12 protein-coding genes are annotated in these 15,611 nt (G+C 54.2%); 10 read left to right on the forward strand and 2 right to left on the reverse strand.

Annotated elements, in window-relative coordinates; all coding sequences use genetic code 11:
- Positions 1-121: 121 nt before the first annotated feature.
- Together J2I47_RS16275 and J2I47_RS16280 are read left to right on the forward strand one after the other, a co-directional pair.
- Complete coding sequence (locus tag J2I47_RS16275; RefSeq protein WP_207365643.1) at positions 122-820, forward strand: hypothetical protein; 699 nt, start codon at positions 122-124, stop codon at positions 818-820.
- Positions 821-948: 128 nt separating this feature from the next.
- Complete coding sequence (locus J2I47_RS16280) at positions 949-1,458, forward strand: RICIN domain-containing protein (RefSeq protein ID WP_207365644.1); 510 nt, start codon at positions 949-951, stop codon at positions 1,456-1,458.
- A gap of 21 nt (positions 1,459-1,479) precedes the next feature.
- Here J2I47_RS16280 and J2I47_RS16285 read toward each other — a convergent pair whose 3' ends face one another.
- Complete coding sequence (locus J2I47_RS16285) at positions 1,480-3,441, reverse strand: MFS transporter (protein ID WP_207365645.1); 1,962 nt, start codon at positions 3,439-3,441, stop codon at positions 1,480-1,482.
- Between the two features lie 168 nt (positions 3,442-3,609).
- Between J2I47_RS16285 and J2I47_RS16290 the strand changes: the two genes are divergently transcribed.
- The 7 genes from J2I47_RS16290 (at position 3,610) to J2I47_RS16320 (ending at position 13,739) form a co-directional block, all read left to right on the forward strand.
- Positions 3,610-4,668 (forward strand): glycoside hydrolase family 53 protein, encoded by a 1,059-nt coding sequence (locus J2I47_RS16290; protein WP_229374697.1) that lies wholly within the window; start codon positions 3,610-3,612, stop codon positions 4,666-4,668.
- Positions 4,669-4,742: 74 nt separating this feature from the next.
- Positions 4,743-5,045: a Dabb family protein gene (locus J2I47_RS16295; RefSeq protein ID WP_207365646.1), complete on the forward strand. Its 303-nt coding sequence runs from the start codon at positions 4,743-4,745 to the stop codon at positions 5,043-5,045.
- A gap of 330 nt (positions 5,046-5,375) precedes the next feature.
- Positions 5,376-8,264, forward strand: a complete 2,889-nt coding sequence (locus J2I47_RS16300; protein ID WP_207365647.1) for a TonB-dependent receptor — start codon at positions 5,376-5,378, stop codon at positions 8,262-8,264.
- Positions 8,265-8,484: 220 nt separating this feature from the next.
- Positions 8,485-11,343, forward strand: a complete 2,859-nt coding sequence (locus tag J2I47_RS16305; protein WP_207365648.1) for a TonB-dependent receptor — start codon at positions 8,485-8,487, stop codon at positions 11,341-11,343.
- 68 nt (positions 11,344-11,411) lie between these two features.
- Positions 11,412-11,621, forward strand: a complete 210-nt coding sequence (locus J2I47_RS16310; RefSeq protein WP_207365649.1) for a DUF2281 domain-containing protein — start codon at positions 11,412-11,414, stop codon at positions 11,619-11,621.
- 6 nt (positions 11,622-11,627) lie between these two features.
- Positions 11,628-12,026 carry a type II toxin-antitoxin system VapC family toxin gene (locus tag J2I47_RS16315; RefSeq protein WP_207365650.1) on the forward strand — a complete coding sequence of 133 codons (399 nt, stop codon included), beginning with the start codon at positions 11,628-11,630 and terminating at the stop codon, positions 12,024-12,026.
- 3 nt (positions 12,027-12,029) lie between these two features.
- Complete coding sequence (locus tag J2I47_RS16320) at positions 12,030-13,739, forward strand: alpha-glucosidase (protein ID WP_207365651.1); 1,710 nt, start codon at positions 12,030-12,032, stop codon at positions 13,737-13,739.
- Between the two features lie 46 nt (positions 13,740-13,785).
- Here J2I47_RS16320 and J2I47_RS16325 read toward each other — a convergent pair whose 3' ends face one another.
- Entirely contained in the window at positions 13,786-14,301 is a 516-nt protein-coding gene (locus J2I47_RS16325) for a VOC family protein (RefSeq protein ID WP_207365652.1), read from the reverse strand.
- Positions 14,302-14,413: 112 nt separating this feature from the next.
- Between J2I47_RS16325 and J2I47_RS16330 the strand changes: the two genes are divergently transcribed.
- The gene (locus J2I47_RS16330) at positions 14,414-15,586 is read left to right on the forward strand and encodes an LLM class flavin-dependent oxidoreductase (protein ID WP_207365653.1); all 1,173 of its coding nucleotides are present in this window, start codon (positions 14,414-14,416) and stop codon (positions 15,584-15,586) included.
- Positions 15,587-15,611: the final 25 nt, after the last annotated feature.

Here is a 15,611-nt window from a genome sequence, read left to right on the forward strand (position 1 = left end):
AGATAGGAATGGCTTGCAAAAGTCGCTGACGAAGCTTAACTTTACTCTGTTACATCAGTATACTAACAACACTAATGAACGCCGGTCTCCTTGGGGAATCTTACCGGCTTTTTCTGCGCTTATGGCTCGTACCAAATATCTTCCTGGTCAACTTCAGATTGATTTTCTGGCCAATTTCCGTCAGATGCTCGTTAGTCTCGGCAATGCCGAGAACCTGCCTCACAACGAGGCCCTCTTCGTGCGTATGACGGAGCAGTGGGAAAGCACCCGCGTGTTACCCGCCGACATACTCTTCCAGAAAAGCCCTGTGGAGGCTGTTGTATACCGTCTTCAGAAAGATGAGTTGTCGCAGGGACAAAGCCGGCTGCGTTTTCCTGCCGAACTGATTGCCGGTGAACTACGCGGCACCCCCGGCCTGACGGGTTTTTCGGCCAAATTCCGGGAGCAGGGCTGGATCATCCTCCCCGCCGAATTATCAGGCATGTACAAAAACCTGTTTCTAAACATCCTGGCGGCCTCCATCGGGCTGGAGCACCTATATGCCAACCGCCGTGAGTTGCTCGACGAAGCCGAGCGCGTGGCACTTGCCTCTCTCCTGCCTGAGGGTGAGATGAAGAAATTTTTCGGTATCAAACTATCACGTTTCCCCGACTCGTTCCGCAGCGAAGTGTCAACTTATTTCAACCTCCCCTTCGACTATGTGCTGAAGCGGGCGCAACACATGGGCGCGGTATCGGCCGAAGCCGTTGAAGAAGCAGCACAGCCCCGTACTGTGCGGCCTGGTTCGCTTCGCAAGCCTGTTAGTTCTCGGGCGGCCTAGTCTGGCGGTTAGCGTATTGAAAGGGATGTCTTTGCCCACAGCAAAGACATCCCTTTTTGTTTGTGGTGACAACGCAAAACAGTATGTATCAATGTCAATAGACTTACAACACTAAACTGTATACCGTGATGAAAAAGTGGCTCTTCGTTGTATCAATGGCCTTTTGCCTGATGGGTAATGGCTTATTTGCACAGGTAATTAAAGGCACTTATGCCATCAAGAATGTAAAGACTGGTCTGTTGCTTCGGCCCGAAGAAGCCCGCAAAGCCAATGGCACAGCCATTGTAGGCTATTCGCCCGTCAACTGGAAATGCATGACCTGGGATTTTCAGCATGTGGGGGGCGAAACGTATCAGCTAAAGAACCTTTTCACGGGCAAAACCCTGCAGCCCGTTGGCGGGGTCACAACAGAAGGTGCCAGGCTTGAACAGCAGCCGCTGGTGCCCTCGCAACTAACACAGGAGTACGATTTTCTGCCCGCCGGAGTTGGTAAATACCGTATTCGCCTCAAAGGCACCGATCTGTTTCTGACCCCGTCCAATACGTCGGGCGCGGTGAACGAAAGCATTGTGCTGGCAAAAAAGCACGACTCGCCCGATCAGCTCTGGACGATCTACGAGCAGGCACCTACCCAGTAAACCAGCCGGGTCGTTATTTTATCAGGAAGAATACAATGGCGTATCCAGCCTCAGCGGCCGAAGGGCTCTTTTGGGTAGCCACCCCCTGATCCGCTGTCCTTTTTTGTTGGTGTAAACCACGAAGACAAATCCATTTCGCTCGGCTAGCGGCGTCAGCACAACGCGTTTCCAGAGGTTAACGAGGGCTTGCCGGTCGCTGCGTTTATCGGGCCGTTGGTATAGATGGGTATAGATCGACGACAGCGTGTAGAGCCGTACCGGACTTCGGCGGGGTTTGGCAGACCGTACCGCCGGGTTACTCGCCGGCAACAGGGGTGCTCTTTTGGGCAGTTTTTCACCTGCCGATAAACCTGCCGACAAACCACTGACCGACAGTGGTTTGACAGGCACAGGGCCCTTTGCAACAGATGGGCTGTTCAAACGCCCGGTTGGTATTGGCACGGCGCGTGGCCCCGGCGTAGCGGGCTTTTTGGGCCCAAAATACCCGTTCGACTTTGGTAAAGGGGTTTCCTTTTCAGTCATTGTACGGTCAGTGGCGTTACTAGCTGCTGATGCAGACACACGGGTGGCACTAACGGCCCGATACGACATGTAGACCGTCCAGGTACCGAGGCAAAACAGCAGCAGGACAACCGCGATGAACGCCGACCGGGTCATGGTTACGGTTGGCTTTTGCGTCGACGGGGCGTGGCTGGTCAGTTCGTTCTCCAGTTCTATTACATCCGGGTCCGTCACGTCGCGCAGTTGTTGCTGTAAGGCAACGTTATCGCGTTTGCCTTCAAGCGCTACCAGGTAGATGATAACAGCCAGAGTTGCCGCACCTGTGACGGCAAACGTTACGGGTGCCCCAAACGTGTACCACAGCCACCCCGCCAGGGCATTAGCCCCCAGGGCACACAGACTGCCCAGCCCGGCGTAGGTGCCAATGGCCGTTGCAGTGTCTTTTGGGGCGCTGATGGTACTAATCCAGGCTTTGGCAATACCTTCCGTTGCCGCCGCATAGATGCCATACAAGCCCAGCAGGCCAATGAACAGGTAGAATTGGTTGGCCACTACCATGCCCTCGTATACGAGCGCAAACAAACCCAGGCCGACCAGCAGCGTTGGCTTTAAACCCAGCCGGTCGGCCATGCGCCCCACTGGATAGGCCATCACGGCATAAACCAGGTTGTAGAAAACGTACAGGCCGATAACGGCGCTGTCGGTCAGGCCAGACTCCTTTATTTTCAGCAACAGAAATACGTCCGACGAATTAAACAGCGCAAACGCCAGCAATCCACCCACCACGCGGCGGTATTCGGGCGGGCTTTCTTTCCAATAATGCAAAAACGAGAAAATGGAAGCTGGCTTTTGTTTCGCATTTACCTGATCAACAACCGATTGGCTGGTCATAACCTGCTCAGCCACCTGCTTCCTGTTTGGCTCGTTGAGCAAAAGCGTAAGCCCCACCGACACCAGCCCCGGCCCGAAGGCCAGTAGGAAAAGGGCCGTATACTGTCCGGGAAAGAAGTAGAGATAGATTAATGCTGCCACCGGGCCGAGTACTCCGCCCAGCGTATCCATAGACCGGTGAAAACCAAAGACCTGCCCCCGGGTCTGGCGGTCAGACTGGTCGGCCAGCAGGGCATCGCGGGCACCGGTACGTAATCCTTTACCGAGCCGGTCGAGGGTGCGGGCCGAAAATACCAGGCCTGGCAGCGGAAACAGGGCCATCATCGGTTTCGATAAGGCACTGAGCATATAGCCAAGCCGCACAAACGGCAACCGGCGACCCCATTGGTCAGACAACCGACCAAAATAGCCTTTGCTCAGCCCGGCCGTAGCTTCGGCTACGCCTTCAAGCAGGCCGATCAACGCCACCGAGAACCCAATGTGTTGCAGGTAAACCGGCATAATCGGGTACAGCATCTCACTAGCCAGATCGGCAAACAGACTCACCAACGAGAGCAGCCAGATAGCGCGGGTGATAATTTTGGTATTCATCAACACGATAAACGCCGGTATGCAGCAACAGCCACTCTTTACTTATCATAGGGTACTAGCCCGAGCGATTAATAAACCAACTATTTCTGCCAAATCGGGTAAACAATGCCCGTAACCGCTGTTTCTTTGACAGCGAACAGCAACAAACTGCTACTGACCATTTTTTTGATGATTTATTTTTCTCGTATACGCCTGAACGGTGTGGCTATCTGTGGTCTATTTTTCATGGTGGTCTGCTGTACCGCCAGCTACGTGCCCAGTGTAGGGCAAACGCAGCCTTTTGCCAAAGGGGCCGACATCAGCTGGCTGCCCCAAATGGAAGCCAGCGGCTACAAATTTTACAACAGCCAGGGTAAACAACAGGATTGTTTCCAGATTCTGAAAGACCACGGCATCAACGCTATCCGCCTCAGAACCTGGGTGAATCCCTCGCAGGACAACGCCAGCGGCCATTGCAGCAAAGACGAAACCGTGGTCATGGCCCAACGCGCCAAAAAATGGGGTATGGACGTCATGATCGATTTTCATTATAGCGATACCTGGGCTGACCCCGGCAAGCAGCAAAAACCCGCTGCCTGGGAAGGCCATCCTTTTCCGCAGTTGCTGACCGATGTGTATGCGTACACGTTTGAGGTGATGACGGCACTGAAAAAAGGGGGTATTACACCGAAGTGGGTACAGGTGGGCAACGAAACAGCCAGCGGTATGATCTATCCCGAAGGCAGCACGGCCAATTGGACTGGGTTGGCTCAACTCATCAACAAGGGATATGACGCCATTAAAGCCGTTAGTCCAACCTCAAAAGTGATCCTGCATGTTGACCAGGGCAACAATATTCCCCGATTCCGGGCCTGGTTCGACAGTGCACAGGTGCATAAGGCCCGCTACGACGTGATCGGGTTATCCTATTACCCCTACTGGCTCACGGGTAGCCCCGACTATACTCTGTCAATTGACGACTTGGGCAAAAACATGAATGACCTGGCTGCCCGCTACGGCAAAGAGGTGATGGTGGTGGAAGTGGGCGGTGAAGACACCAAGGTTCAAAACACCTATGATATGCTCGTGGCTGTGTTGCAACGCACAAAGGCTGTACCCAACGGCAAAGGCCTGGGGGTGTTCTACTGGGAACCCGAAGGTGCCCGCAGCTGGAGCCAATATAACCTCAGCGCCTGGGGTCCCGATGGTCGCCCAACCAAAGCCCTCGATGCCTTTTTGGTGCCCTAATGGATGCCGGACATTAGATAGCAGACACTACATGCGTTTACCCAACGTCCAATAGCACAATCAATCACACCCCTATGTTTATTCACCACGTACTATTTTACCTAAATGATGCAGGCAACGAAGCCGACAAAGCCAAGCTGCTGGAAGGGCTAACCATGCTGGCCGGGGTACCATCCATCAAGCAGTCGCACATTGGTACGCCCGCCGCCACCAATCGCGCTGTTATTGACCGCGACTACACCTATTCCTGGCTCTGCTTTTTTGATACCGCCGCCGATGAGGAGCTATACCAAAAGCACCCTATTCACGACGACTTCCGGAATGACTACGCGTATTTATGGGAAAAGGTCGTAATCTATGACGCGGTCGATGTCTAGCGGAGCAACGCTCCGCTTTGTAAATGATTTCACGCGAAACTATCCATACAGCGGAGCAACGCTCCGCTAGACATTTCCAAAACAGGCAATGCCAACTCAGTAAGTTGACATTGCCTGTTTTTTTTATAGCCCGGAATTGGCCAATTCCGGGATTCTGTTTCACCTCCGAAAGATTTTACGGCTTTTTTGATCCCAACTAAGCAGGCCGTTTGGAAGGCTGAGCAAACGTATCCTTTATTTGTAAACCCTACTAAATCAATAGATTATAAGTACTAATAGTCTATCTAGAATAGGGACTAATCAAATGACGGGTGGATTGCTCAGCAGCGAATGAAAAACAACGTACTCATTATCACACTTTTGCTTCTGTTGGGAGGCGTTTTTTCGTCGGTCAGCGTCTTTGCGCAGGACGATCTGATTCTATTATCGGGCCGGGTAGATGACAGTGAAACCAAGCTACCACTACCCGGCGCAGGGGTGTTCATTAAAGGCACCGTGGCGGGTACAACCACCAATGATGCGGGCGAATTCACGCTGAAAACGCGGGTTAAATTTCCCATTACGCTCACCTTCCAGATTGTGGGCTATGCCGCCAAAGAGATTGTGCTGGAACGGCCCGGCGTGGCGGGAGCGGGTCAACCCATTGCGGTGTCGCTGAGTACCGAGGCCATTTTAGGCAAAGAAGTGGTCGTGACGGCCTCACGGATGGAAGAAGACATACTAAAGTCGCCGGTGGCGGTGGAGAAACTGAACCTACGGGTGCTAAAAGAAAGCCCCGCGCCCAGTTTCTACGATGCGCTGGAGAACGTGAAAGGCGTGCAGATGACCACTTCCAGCCTCACGTTTAAGGTGCCCAACACCCGCGGGTTCAACATCCCCAACAACTTCCGGTTCATGCAACTCGTAGACGGGGTTGATATGCAGGCGGCCACGCTGGGGGTGCCGCTGGGCAACGCCATTGGCCCCACCGAGCTTGACATTGAAAGCGTGGAAATCACACCGGGAGCGGCCTCGGCACTCTACGGCATGAACGCCATCAACGGTTTGGCCAACCTGCAAACCAAGTCGCCGTTTCAGTATCAGGGCGTGAGTTTGTACCAGAAAACGGGTGTCAACCATGTCGACGGGATAGACCGGAACCCGTCTATCCTAACCGAATCGGCGGTACGGATTGCCAGAGCGTTTAACAATAAGTGGGCGTTTAAGCTCAATTTCAGCTATTTACAAGGCACCGACTGGCTGGCCAACACCCAAACCGATCAGAACCCGCAGCCGCTGGCGTCGGCCAATCCGCGCTTTCCGGAGCTGTCAGGGGCCAACAACCCCGCCGCCGATTTGTGGAACCGCTACGGCGATGACCGCAGTTCACGGTCGGCCATTGCGATTCAGTATGGGGGTAAAACCGAGACGTTCAACGTAAGCCGGACGGGCTACCTGGAAAAGGACCTGGTGAACCCCCACGTGCGCAACCTGAAGGTCGACGGGAGCGTGCATTATCGGCTTACGGAGAAAATGGAACTGACCTACGGCTATCGGTATGGATTAATGGACGGCATTTTTCAGCGGGGCAACAAGATTCAACTCAACGGCGTGACGGTGCAAAACCACAAGCTTGAACTCCGCAGCCCCACGTTGCTGGCCCGCGCATACATGCTGAGCGAGAACACGGGCAATTCGTACAACCTGAATCCGCTGGCCTATAACCTGGACCTCAACAACGGCACCAACGCAGTTTGGGCGGGTAAATTTCAGGCTGCGCTACAGGCGCAGGTGAACAACGGCGTCGACCTTGCCACAGCCATGAACTGGGCGCGGGCCGTAGCCGATGCCGGGCGGGTGGAGCCGGGTACTGCCGCCTTTAATTCGCTGAAAAATACCATTATCGGCACCAACAACTGGGATATTGGTTCTGTTGTGCCGGGCGCACCAGCCACGGGCGGGGCGGCACTTTGGCAGCAAAGCCACACCTACCACGCTGACATACAATACAATTGGCGGCAGGTCAAATTTGCTGACGTGCTCGTGGGAGCTGACTTTCGGGAGTATGCCATCATACCCGACGGCAACAACTTCGTCGATTTCTCCAAACCGATTGACCAACGGTCTACACCGGGGGGCGCCAGTCAGTTGTACACCAAATACGGCGCATTTGTGTCGGCCACGAAGCTGCTGCTGGATGAGAAACTGAAGGTGTCGGCGTCGGTGCGGGTGGATAACAACCCGGAGTTTTCGCCCAAAGTGAACCCCCGTGTTGCTCTGGTGTATACCGCCGCCGAGAAGCATAACATCCGGTTTACGTACCAGAACGGCTACCGGTTTCCGGCCCTGTTCGAAGCACTGTCGTACGTGAACAACGCCGGGGTGCGGCGCGTGGGTGGACTGGCGCGGGTGAACGAGGGCCTCGGTTTCCTCGAAAACTCATACACCCTGGCCTCCCTCGATCTCTTCACCGCTGCCGTCAACACCGATGTAGCGGGGGGTACTTCGCGCAATGCGGCGGCCCTGAAAAACCGGGCTATTCTGAACGTTGCCAACTTAAATGCTATTGAACCTGAACACATTAACTCCTTTGAGGTAGGCTACAAAAGCGTACTGGCCAACAACCGGCTGGTGGTGGATGGTGAGGCGTACCTGAACCGCTACGACAAGTTTTTGGGGCAGGTAGACGTGGCCGTGCCTACCAGCGGTGCGGTTGGTACCGATGCCGCCGTACTCGATATGCTCACGCGGGCTAAGCAAACGCGGTACCGGGTGTATACCAACGCCAAAAACGTCTATACCAGCTACGGCGCTGCCTTGGGCCTGACCTACAACATCGTCGGAAAATTCGTGGCGTCGGGCAATGCCAATTACAACAATATCAGCCGAAACCCGTCGCCAGATGTATTCGTGACAGGCTTTAACACACCCAAATTTGTGACTAACCTTAGCTTCGGCAACCGTGAATTGCTGAAAAAAGCCAATGGCGCTACGGCAGGGTTTAACGTAGTATGGCGCTGGCAGGACAGTTTCCTCTGGCAAAGCCCCCTCGCCGACGGCGTTGTGCCCGCCTACCAGACCGTAGATGCGCAAATTACCATTCGTGTTCCCCGCCCCGCGCTGACCATCAAGACCGGCGCGGCCAACGTCTTCAACAACCGCTACATCCAGTACGCCGCCGGCCCAACCATCGGTGGGCTATATTACCTGGCGCTGACGTGGGACGTAACGCGGTTTTGAAGGCGTGAATAGTGAAGGAGTAGCTTCGCGCTACGTGCCCCTCGACAAGCTCAGGGTGACAGGATACTAGAACAATCATCTTGAGTTGATTCAAAGTTGTTGTCACCCTGAGCTTGTCGAGGGGCACGTAGCGCGAAGCTACTCCTTCACTATTCACCTGTTTTCACTCTTTAACCTTTGTTGCATCTTTACGGGAAATTTTAGCACCCATCGCTTATTTATGAAATTATTACGCTACCTCACTCTGCTACTGTTTCTCGTAACCACAGCAGCGCAAGCCCAGACCGTGACAATTACAGGTCGGGCAACGGACCAGAAAACGAACGAACCCCTTGCGGGCGTAACTATTTTGCTCCGTGGCACCAATTTGGGTGCTTCTACAGGTGCTGATGGCACGTTCTCGTTGAAAACAGATCGACAACCACCCCTTGTGCTTGTGGCTTCATTTGTGGGGTTTGCCCGGCAGGAAATCACCGTTACGGACCCAACTCAGCCACTGACCATTGCGTTGGCGGAAGATGCCGTGACGCTGACGGAAGACGTGGTCGTATCGGCCAGTCGGGTGCCGGAAGACATCAGGAAGGCAGCGGTGACGGTGGAAAAACTGGGTGCCCGGCAGTTTGCCAACTCGCCCGCCGCCAACCCGTTCGACGCCCTCCAAAACCTGAAAGGCGTGGATTTGCTCACGCAGAGCCTGACCTTTAAATCGGTGAACGTGCGCGGATTTGGCGCCAACAATAACAACCGCTTCGTGCAGCTTACCGACGGCATGGACAACCGGTCACCGGGCCTGGGCTTTGGTTTTGGTAGCGTGGCGGGCGTTTCTGACCTCGACATCGAAAGCATCGAGCTTATTCCCGGCGCGGCCTCGGCTCTGTACGGACCGGATGCGTTGCAGGGCCTGATGCTCACCACCAGCAAAAACCCGTTTGTGTATCAAGGACTTAGCGCACAGGTAAAAGTGGGCATGAACAACGTGGGCAAGACCAATTTCGGCCCGAAAGGCTACAGCGACCTGGCTATTCGTTACGCCAAAACGTTCGGCAGGTTTGCGTTTAAAGTCAATTTCCAGCGGCTGAGTGGCACCGATTTCATTGCCGACAATTACGACGACCGGTCGCATCGTGACCGTGCGGCCTTCCTGGTCGATCAGCCCAACCGCACGGTGAGCCTCGGCTACGTACCGAACAACAATCCGGCGACCAACCTGCAATATGACGGAGTGAACATTTACGGCGACGACTTCAACAACGGCGGCGCGTTTGACTACACCGCTACCAACACCACCAACGCCGCCCTCGTGGGGAAACGCGTGACCCGCACCGGCTATACCGAACTGGATTTGCTGGCTAACCAGGGTAAGATATTCAGCAACCGCGCCAACGTGTCGCTGCATTATAAACTGACGGACAAAATCGAAGCATCGGTAGGCTGGTATTACGGCGGGGGCAACTTCATCCGCACGGCTGGTTTCCGCGAATATTTTCCTGATTATCAGCGTAATCAGTTCCGGGCTGAGGTCAAGGGAGAGGACTTTTTTGTGCGGGCGTATTCCACCAGCCAAACCGCCGAGGGCTACAACTTGGGTAATCTGGCCCGCCGCCTATTGCAGATCGGTAAGCCCACCGCCACCTGGGCGAGTGATTTTGCCAAGGCCTATACCGGCGATATCCTCGCCGCCAAACAGGCTGCAGACGCGGGCATTTTCCTGCCCGGCAGCGCCGACTATACCCGCTACCGCGATGAATTAATCAACACGCCCAACAATGTGGCTATTCCCAGCGCGGCCACGGTGGCCAACGCCAAGGGCCTAAACGGGGTGCGGCTGCTCGACAATTCGTCGATGTACCATGCCGAGGGGATGTACAATTTCCGGAAACTGCTGCCAAAAGCTGTTGAGCTAATAACCGGGGCCAGTTTCCGACACTATAGCATGCTCACACAGGGTACCATTTTCCCGACGAAAAAAGACGGTAGTGAGTTTGCCTTCAATGAATACGGCTGGTATCTGCAGGGATCATTGAACCTAAAACTCGGCCTCAACGCCACGTTGAAACCTACGGCGGCAGTACGTTACGACAAAAACGAGTTCTTTAAAGGTGGCTTCACGCCGCGCGTATCAGGCGTACTGAGTGTGGGGCCGCACAACTTCCGGGCATCATGGCAGTCAGCGTTTCGGAACCCATCGCCCAACCAGCTCCTGTCGGATGGCAAAACCGGCGAAGTGGGCGGCTCACAGGCAGCACTGGAAGCTGCCAACCTGATTGCCAACCCCGCCTACACGCCTGCTTCTGTGGCAGCGTACCAGAAATCGGGCAACGCCACTGACCTCGTGAAGTACACACCCGACCCAGCAGCGTTCACGACCGAAAAGATCAAGACGTGGGAGGTTGGCTATAAAACGTTGATTAAGAACCGGTTGTATGTAGACGCGTTTTTGTACCGCAGCATCTACACCGATTTCATTGCCGCCCAAAACTACCTGCAACCCACGTCGGGAAATGTGGCTGACTTGAAAAACGCCAGCACGACCACGAGCTATCAGGTCAACTTTAACAACACCAACGAGATTTTCGTGAATGGCTGGGGGCTTGGTCTCGAATATGGCCTGGGTCGGGGCTTTACCGTCAGCGGTAACTACGCCCGGCAGGTGGGCCTGATCACCCGCCGCGACAACTTCGGCGTGATCCAGAACGACGCTTTCGGCAATCCCATCGTTGAGCGGAGGATGAGTGACCTTGATGTGGCGTTCCGTGGGCGTAACTTCTTTATTTCGCCCGAAAATCGGTATAATGTTAGCCTCGCCAACCCGCGCCTCACCAACCGCCTCGGTGCCAACATTACCTACCGCTGGACAGATCAGATGTGGGTAGAGCAGGGCACCACGGCGGGCGATATCCTGCTGCCCAGCTGGAGCACCGTCGATGCGCAGATCAGCTATAAACTGCCCGCGCTGAAAACACAGGCTAAGCTCGGTGCCACCAATCTGCTGAACCAATATTATGCCCAGGGCTACGGCCTTGCCCGCATTGGCGGTCTGTATTACCTGAGCCTGACGTTCGATGAGTTGTTTCGGTAAATAGGCAAAAGGGGAAGGGCCTGAACCCATCCCCTTTTGGTTATCTTTGAGTATTAACGAACGTAGCCATGCTGATCGCTATTGAGGGGACATACGAAAATGGGCACATAACGCTGGCAGAACAGCCGCCCTTGCATAAGAAAACGAAAGTTTTCGTGACGTTTTTCGAAGAAGAAAAAGAAGAAAAAGTCAAACGACAGGCAGGTTCACTAAAAGGCCAAATTCATGTGCCCGATGATTTTAATGAGCCATTAAACGATTTGAGAGACTACATGTAATTGCTGATGACATTACTTATAGATACTGAAATTCTGTTATGGTTTCAGGAAGACAGCTCGAAATTAGCACCGGAGAACAAGGCGTTGCTTGAAGATATGGCCAATACAGTCTGGGTCAGCCAGATTTCGCTAATCGAAGTAGCCATTAAGTTGAAAATAGGAAAACTTCCAGGTTTTTCCGTCAACGTTAGCTCCATTATAGCTCAGACGGAAGCAGATGGTTTTCGGATACTTCCGCTAAATAATAACCACATTTCGGCTTACGACCAGCTACCGCTTATTGCCGATCACCGCGATCCGTTCGACCGCCTTATTCTGGCTACAGCACTTCATGAGGGTTGGCCAGTAATGTCGTCAGATCATAAATTTTCCTGGTATCCCGGTCTGGTCAATGTGATCTGGTAGCCTATGCCTAACTACAAAGAATCTGTTATTTACCAGATTTACCCCCGCTCGTTTGCTGACTCAGACGGCGACGGTGTGGGTGATCTGCGAGGTATCATCAGCAAGCTCGATTACCTCGCCGATCTGGGGGTTGACGTGCTTTGGCTAAGCCCCATTTTTGAATCGCCTAACGCCGATAATGGCTACGATATTTCTGATTATGAAGCCATTATGCCCCAGTTCGGTACGATGGCTGACTTTGACGAACTGCTGGCGGGTGCTCATGAACGGGGCCTGAATCTGATTCTGGATCTGGTTGTCAATCACAGTTCCGACGAGCACCGCTGGTTTGTGGAAAGCCGGAAAAGCAAAGACAATCCATACCGGGATTATTATATCTGGCGGAAAGAGATCAACAACTGGCAGTCTTTTTTCTCTGGTCCGGCCTGGAAACTGGACGAGCAAACGGGCGAATACTACCTGCATCTGTTTGCCGAAAAACAGCCCGATCTGAATTGGGAAAACCCTCGGCTCCGCCAGGAAATCTACCAGATGATGCGTTTCTGGCTCGACAAAGGCGTTGATGGGTTTCGGATGGACGTGATCCCGTTTTTGTCGAAAGATCCCGATTTTCCAGATTACCCCGAAGGCCGTTTCGGCGATCTGACCATCCACGCCAATGGGCCGCGCATCCACGAATTCTTGCAGGAAATGCACCGGGAAGTGCTGACTCATTACACCACACATGACGGCAACCGGATCGCCGGACCGCCGGATCGCCGGACCGCCCTGATTACCATTGGGGAAGGGTTTGGCGTGTCGGCCTCTCAGGCAAATTTGTATGTGGGCGAAAACCGGCACGAACTGGGCATGATTTACCACTTTGATCATGCCGTGCCGCGCGAAGAACACCGCCTCATCCACCCTGCACCAGAGTTCACGCTGCCACAATTGAAAGCTATTTTCAGCAACTGGAACGCAGCACTGGAAACGCCTGAAGCTGAAGGAGATAACCAAACAGGTACGGGTTGGCAGAACGTGTATTTTGGCAACCACGACAATCCCCGTGTGCTAAGCCGGTTCGGTGATCCCGACCACTTTCACTACCAATCGGCTACGGCATTGGCTACGGTCCTGCTCACGCTGCGCGGTACGCCGGGCATCTATCAGGGCGACGAAATCGGGATGACCAACTGCCCGTTTACGAGCATCGATGAGTTTGACGATATTCAGGTGCGCAATGCCTGGCAGGTGCTCGTGGTGCCCAACCCCGATCTGGCCAACACGTTCCTGACTACGGCCAACCGCATTGCCCGCGACCATGCCCGCACGCCCATGCAGTGGAGCAATGCACCCGGCGCGGGTTTCACCACCGGCAAGCCCTGGCTGAAGATCAACCCCAACGCGTCTTATGTTAACGTAGCGGATCAACAAGCCGGCAATCAATCCGTTTTGGCCTATTACAAACGGCTGATTCACCTCCGAAAGCAAACGCCCGCCCTGCACCACGGCACCTACCGCGACCTGCTTCCTAACCACCCTGATCTTTGGGTTTTTTCGCGCGCGTGGAATGGAGCCGTATACGTTACGGTGGCTAATTTATCTGCCGAAGTCATCGCTTTCCCCGAAGCGATTTCAGGCACAACGGTGCTGGGTAACTACGGGGACTCTGCCAGTGGACCATTGCAGGCGTGGGAGGCAAGGGTGATCAAAACAGAACATGAATTTTCATGATCTTCATTTTAAATCATACGAATCATAAAAATCCGCGTTCCATCACTCACTCCACGGTCGTAATGGATTTCCAGAGCGTTTTGGCGGCCGATTGAAGAAAACCGGGACTTTCCGTTTTGATCTTGCCTTCGCTAAGCTCGATCTGATAACCGTCGGGGTCATTGACCAGCAGGATGGGCTTCCCCGACGGGCCATTTTGCCGGGAGACAGAAACATTGCGCTGCCGGAGTTGCTGTTCGGCTAGCCGTAACGAACTAACCATTAACGAAATAGAGGTATTTTCAGACTTGGCGCTATTGGTTTCGGAACGACCCTCAACCAGCCGGATTTGTTGCCCGCCGCCCACATCGAACCACGCCTGACTGGCGGCCAAAGCAGCCGGTACAGCCACTACGTTCAGGCCCAAAACGTTACTATAGAAGGGTAAGCTAGCAGTGAGATCTTTTACAGAAAGGGCCACATAATTGCACCGCACCACACCCAAACGTGTCTGTCCCTGCGTTACATGGGCCGAAACCTGTAGTATTGTGAAAATCAGCAGACCAGTGAATAGTTGTTTCATTCGTTAACCTTGTTGTTCACGAATTACGAGTTGCTTTGTCAATCCACCAAGCCGCTCGTCATTCTCACGCAGCATAAAGCGCACTTCATACCGCCCGTAATTTCTCTTTTACATGCTCAATACCATCACTCCCGTTCGTATTCGCACCGAAGACCGCGTGGCCGAAATTGCCTGGTTTTGCGACCTCTGCGGCGGCGACACCGAGTTTCTTGGTCAACTTGACCCCGCCCGCCGCAGTAATTTTCAGCACTGCCGTAACATCCTGCTAAATGCTGAACGTCAGGGCTTTAAAAATATATTGTTGCCTACGTCCTTCATTGTGGGGCAGGATCCGGTGGCCTTCGCCGCCGCCGTTGCCAGCCTTACCTCCGACATTAGTTTGCTGGTGGCGATTCGTACTGGCGAGGTGCACCCGCCCATGCTGGCCCGCGCCCTCAGCACCCTCGACCACCTGCTGAAAGGTCGGCTGACGATCAACATCATCAACTCCGACCTGCCCGGCTACAAAGAAGATGCGGGTCTGCGGTATGGGCGTTGCACCGAGACGATCCAAATTCTGAAACAAAGTTGGGCCGGGGGCGACCGCGTCGTGCACGACGGTCCGGTGTATGGCAAGTTCGATCTGCCCGCCGCGCCGGTGGCTCCCTACCAGCAAAATGGCGGTCCGCTGCTCTACTTCGGGGGCATTGCCGACGGGGCCAAAGAAGTATGTGCCCAACACTGCGACGTGTTTTTGATGTGGCCCGAAACCGAAGAAAGCCTTATGGCCACCATGCAGGACGTATCGGCGCGGGCAGAACGCCACGGACGGACGCTGGACTTTGGCTTGCGGGTACATGTGGTGGTTCGCGAGACTGAAGCACAAGCCCGCTCCTGGACCAGACGCATGATGTCGAGGTTTGATCAGCAGCAGGCCGAAGCCCTCAAGCACCGCGCTCAGGATAGTAAATCGCTGGGGGTAGTGCGGCAGGATGAGCTGCGCCAAACGGCTGATGATGAAGGCTTTGTAGAACCCATTCTCTGGACGGGCATTGGCCGCGCCCGGTCGGGGTGCGGGGCCGCGCTGGTAGGTACGCCCGATCAACTATTGGCGCAACTGAACCGTTACATGGACATGGGCATCCGGTCGTTTGTGTTGTCGGGCTACCCACTCATTGAGGAGTCCGATTATTTTGGTCGGTTGGTGTTGCCTCATTTACCCAACGTGCGCCTCGCCGATCTGCAAAATCGCCGCCCGAAAGAGACCCCCGAAACACCATTGACTTTTGGCAAATTGACGTATTAAGTTTATCTCTTTTAACGGTAATTAA

This window comes from Fibrella rubiginis, from assembly GCF_017353185.1.
Classification (GTDB): domain Bacteria; phylum Bacteroidota; class Bacteroidia; order Cytophagales; family Spirosomataceae; genus Fibrella; species Fibrella rubiginis.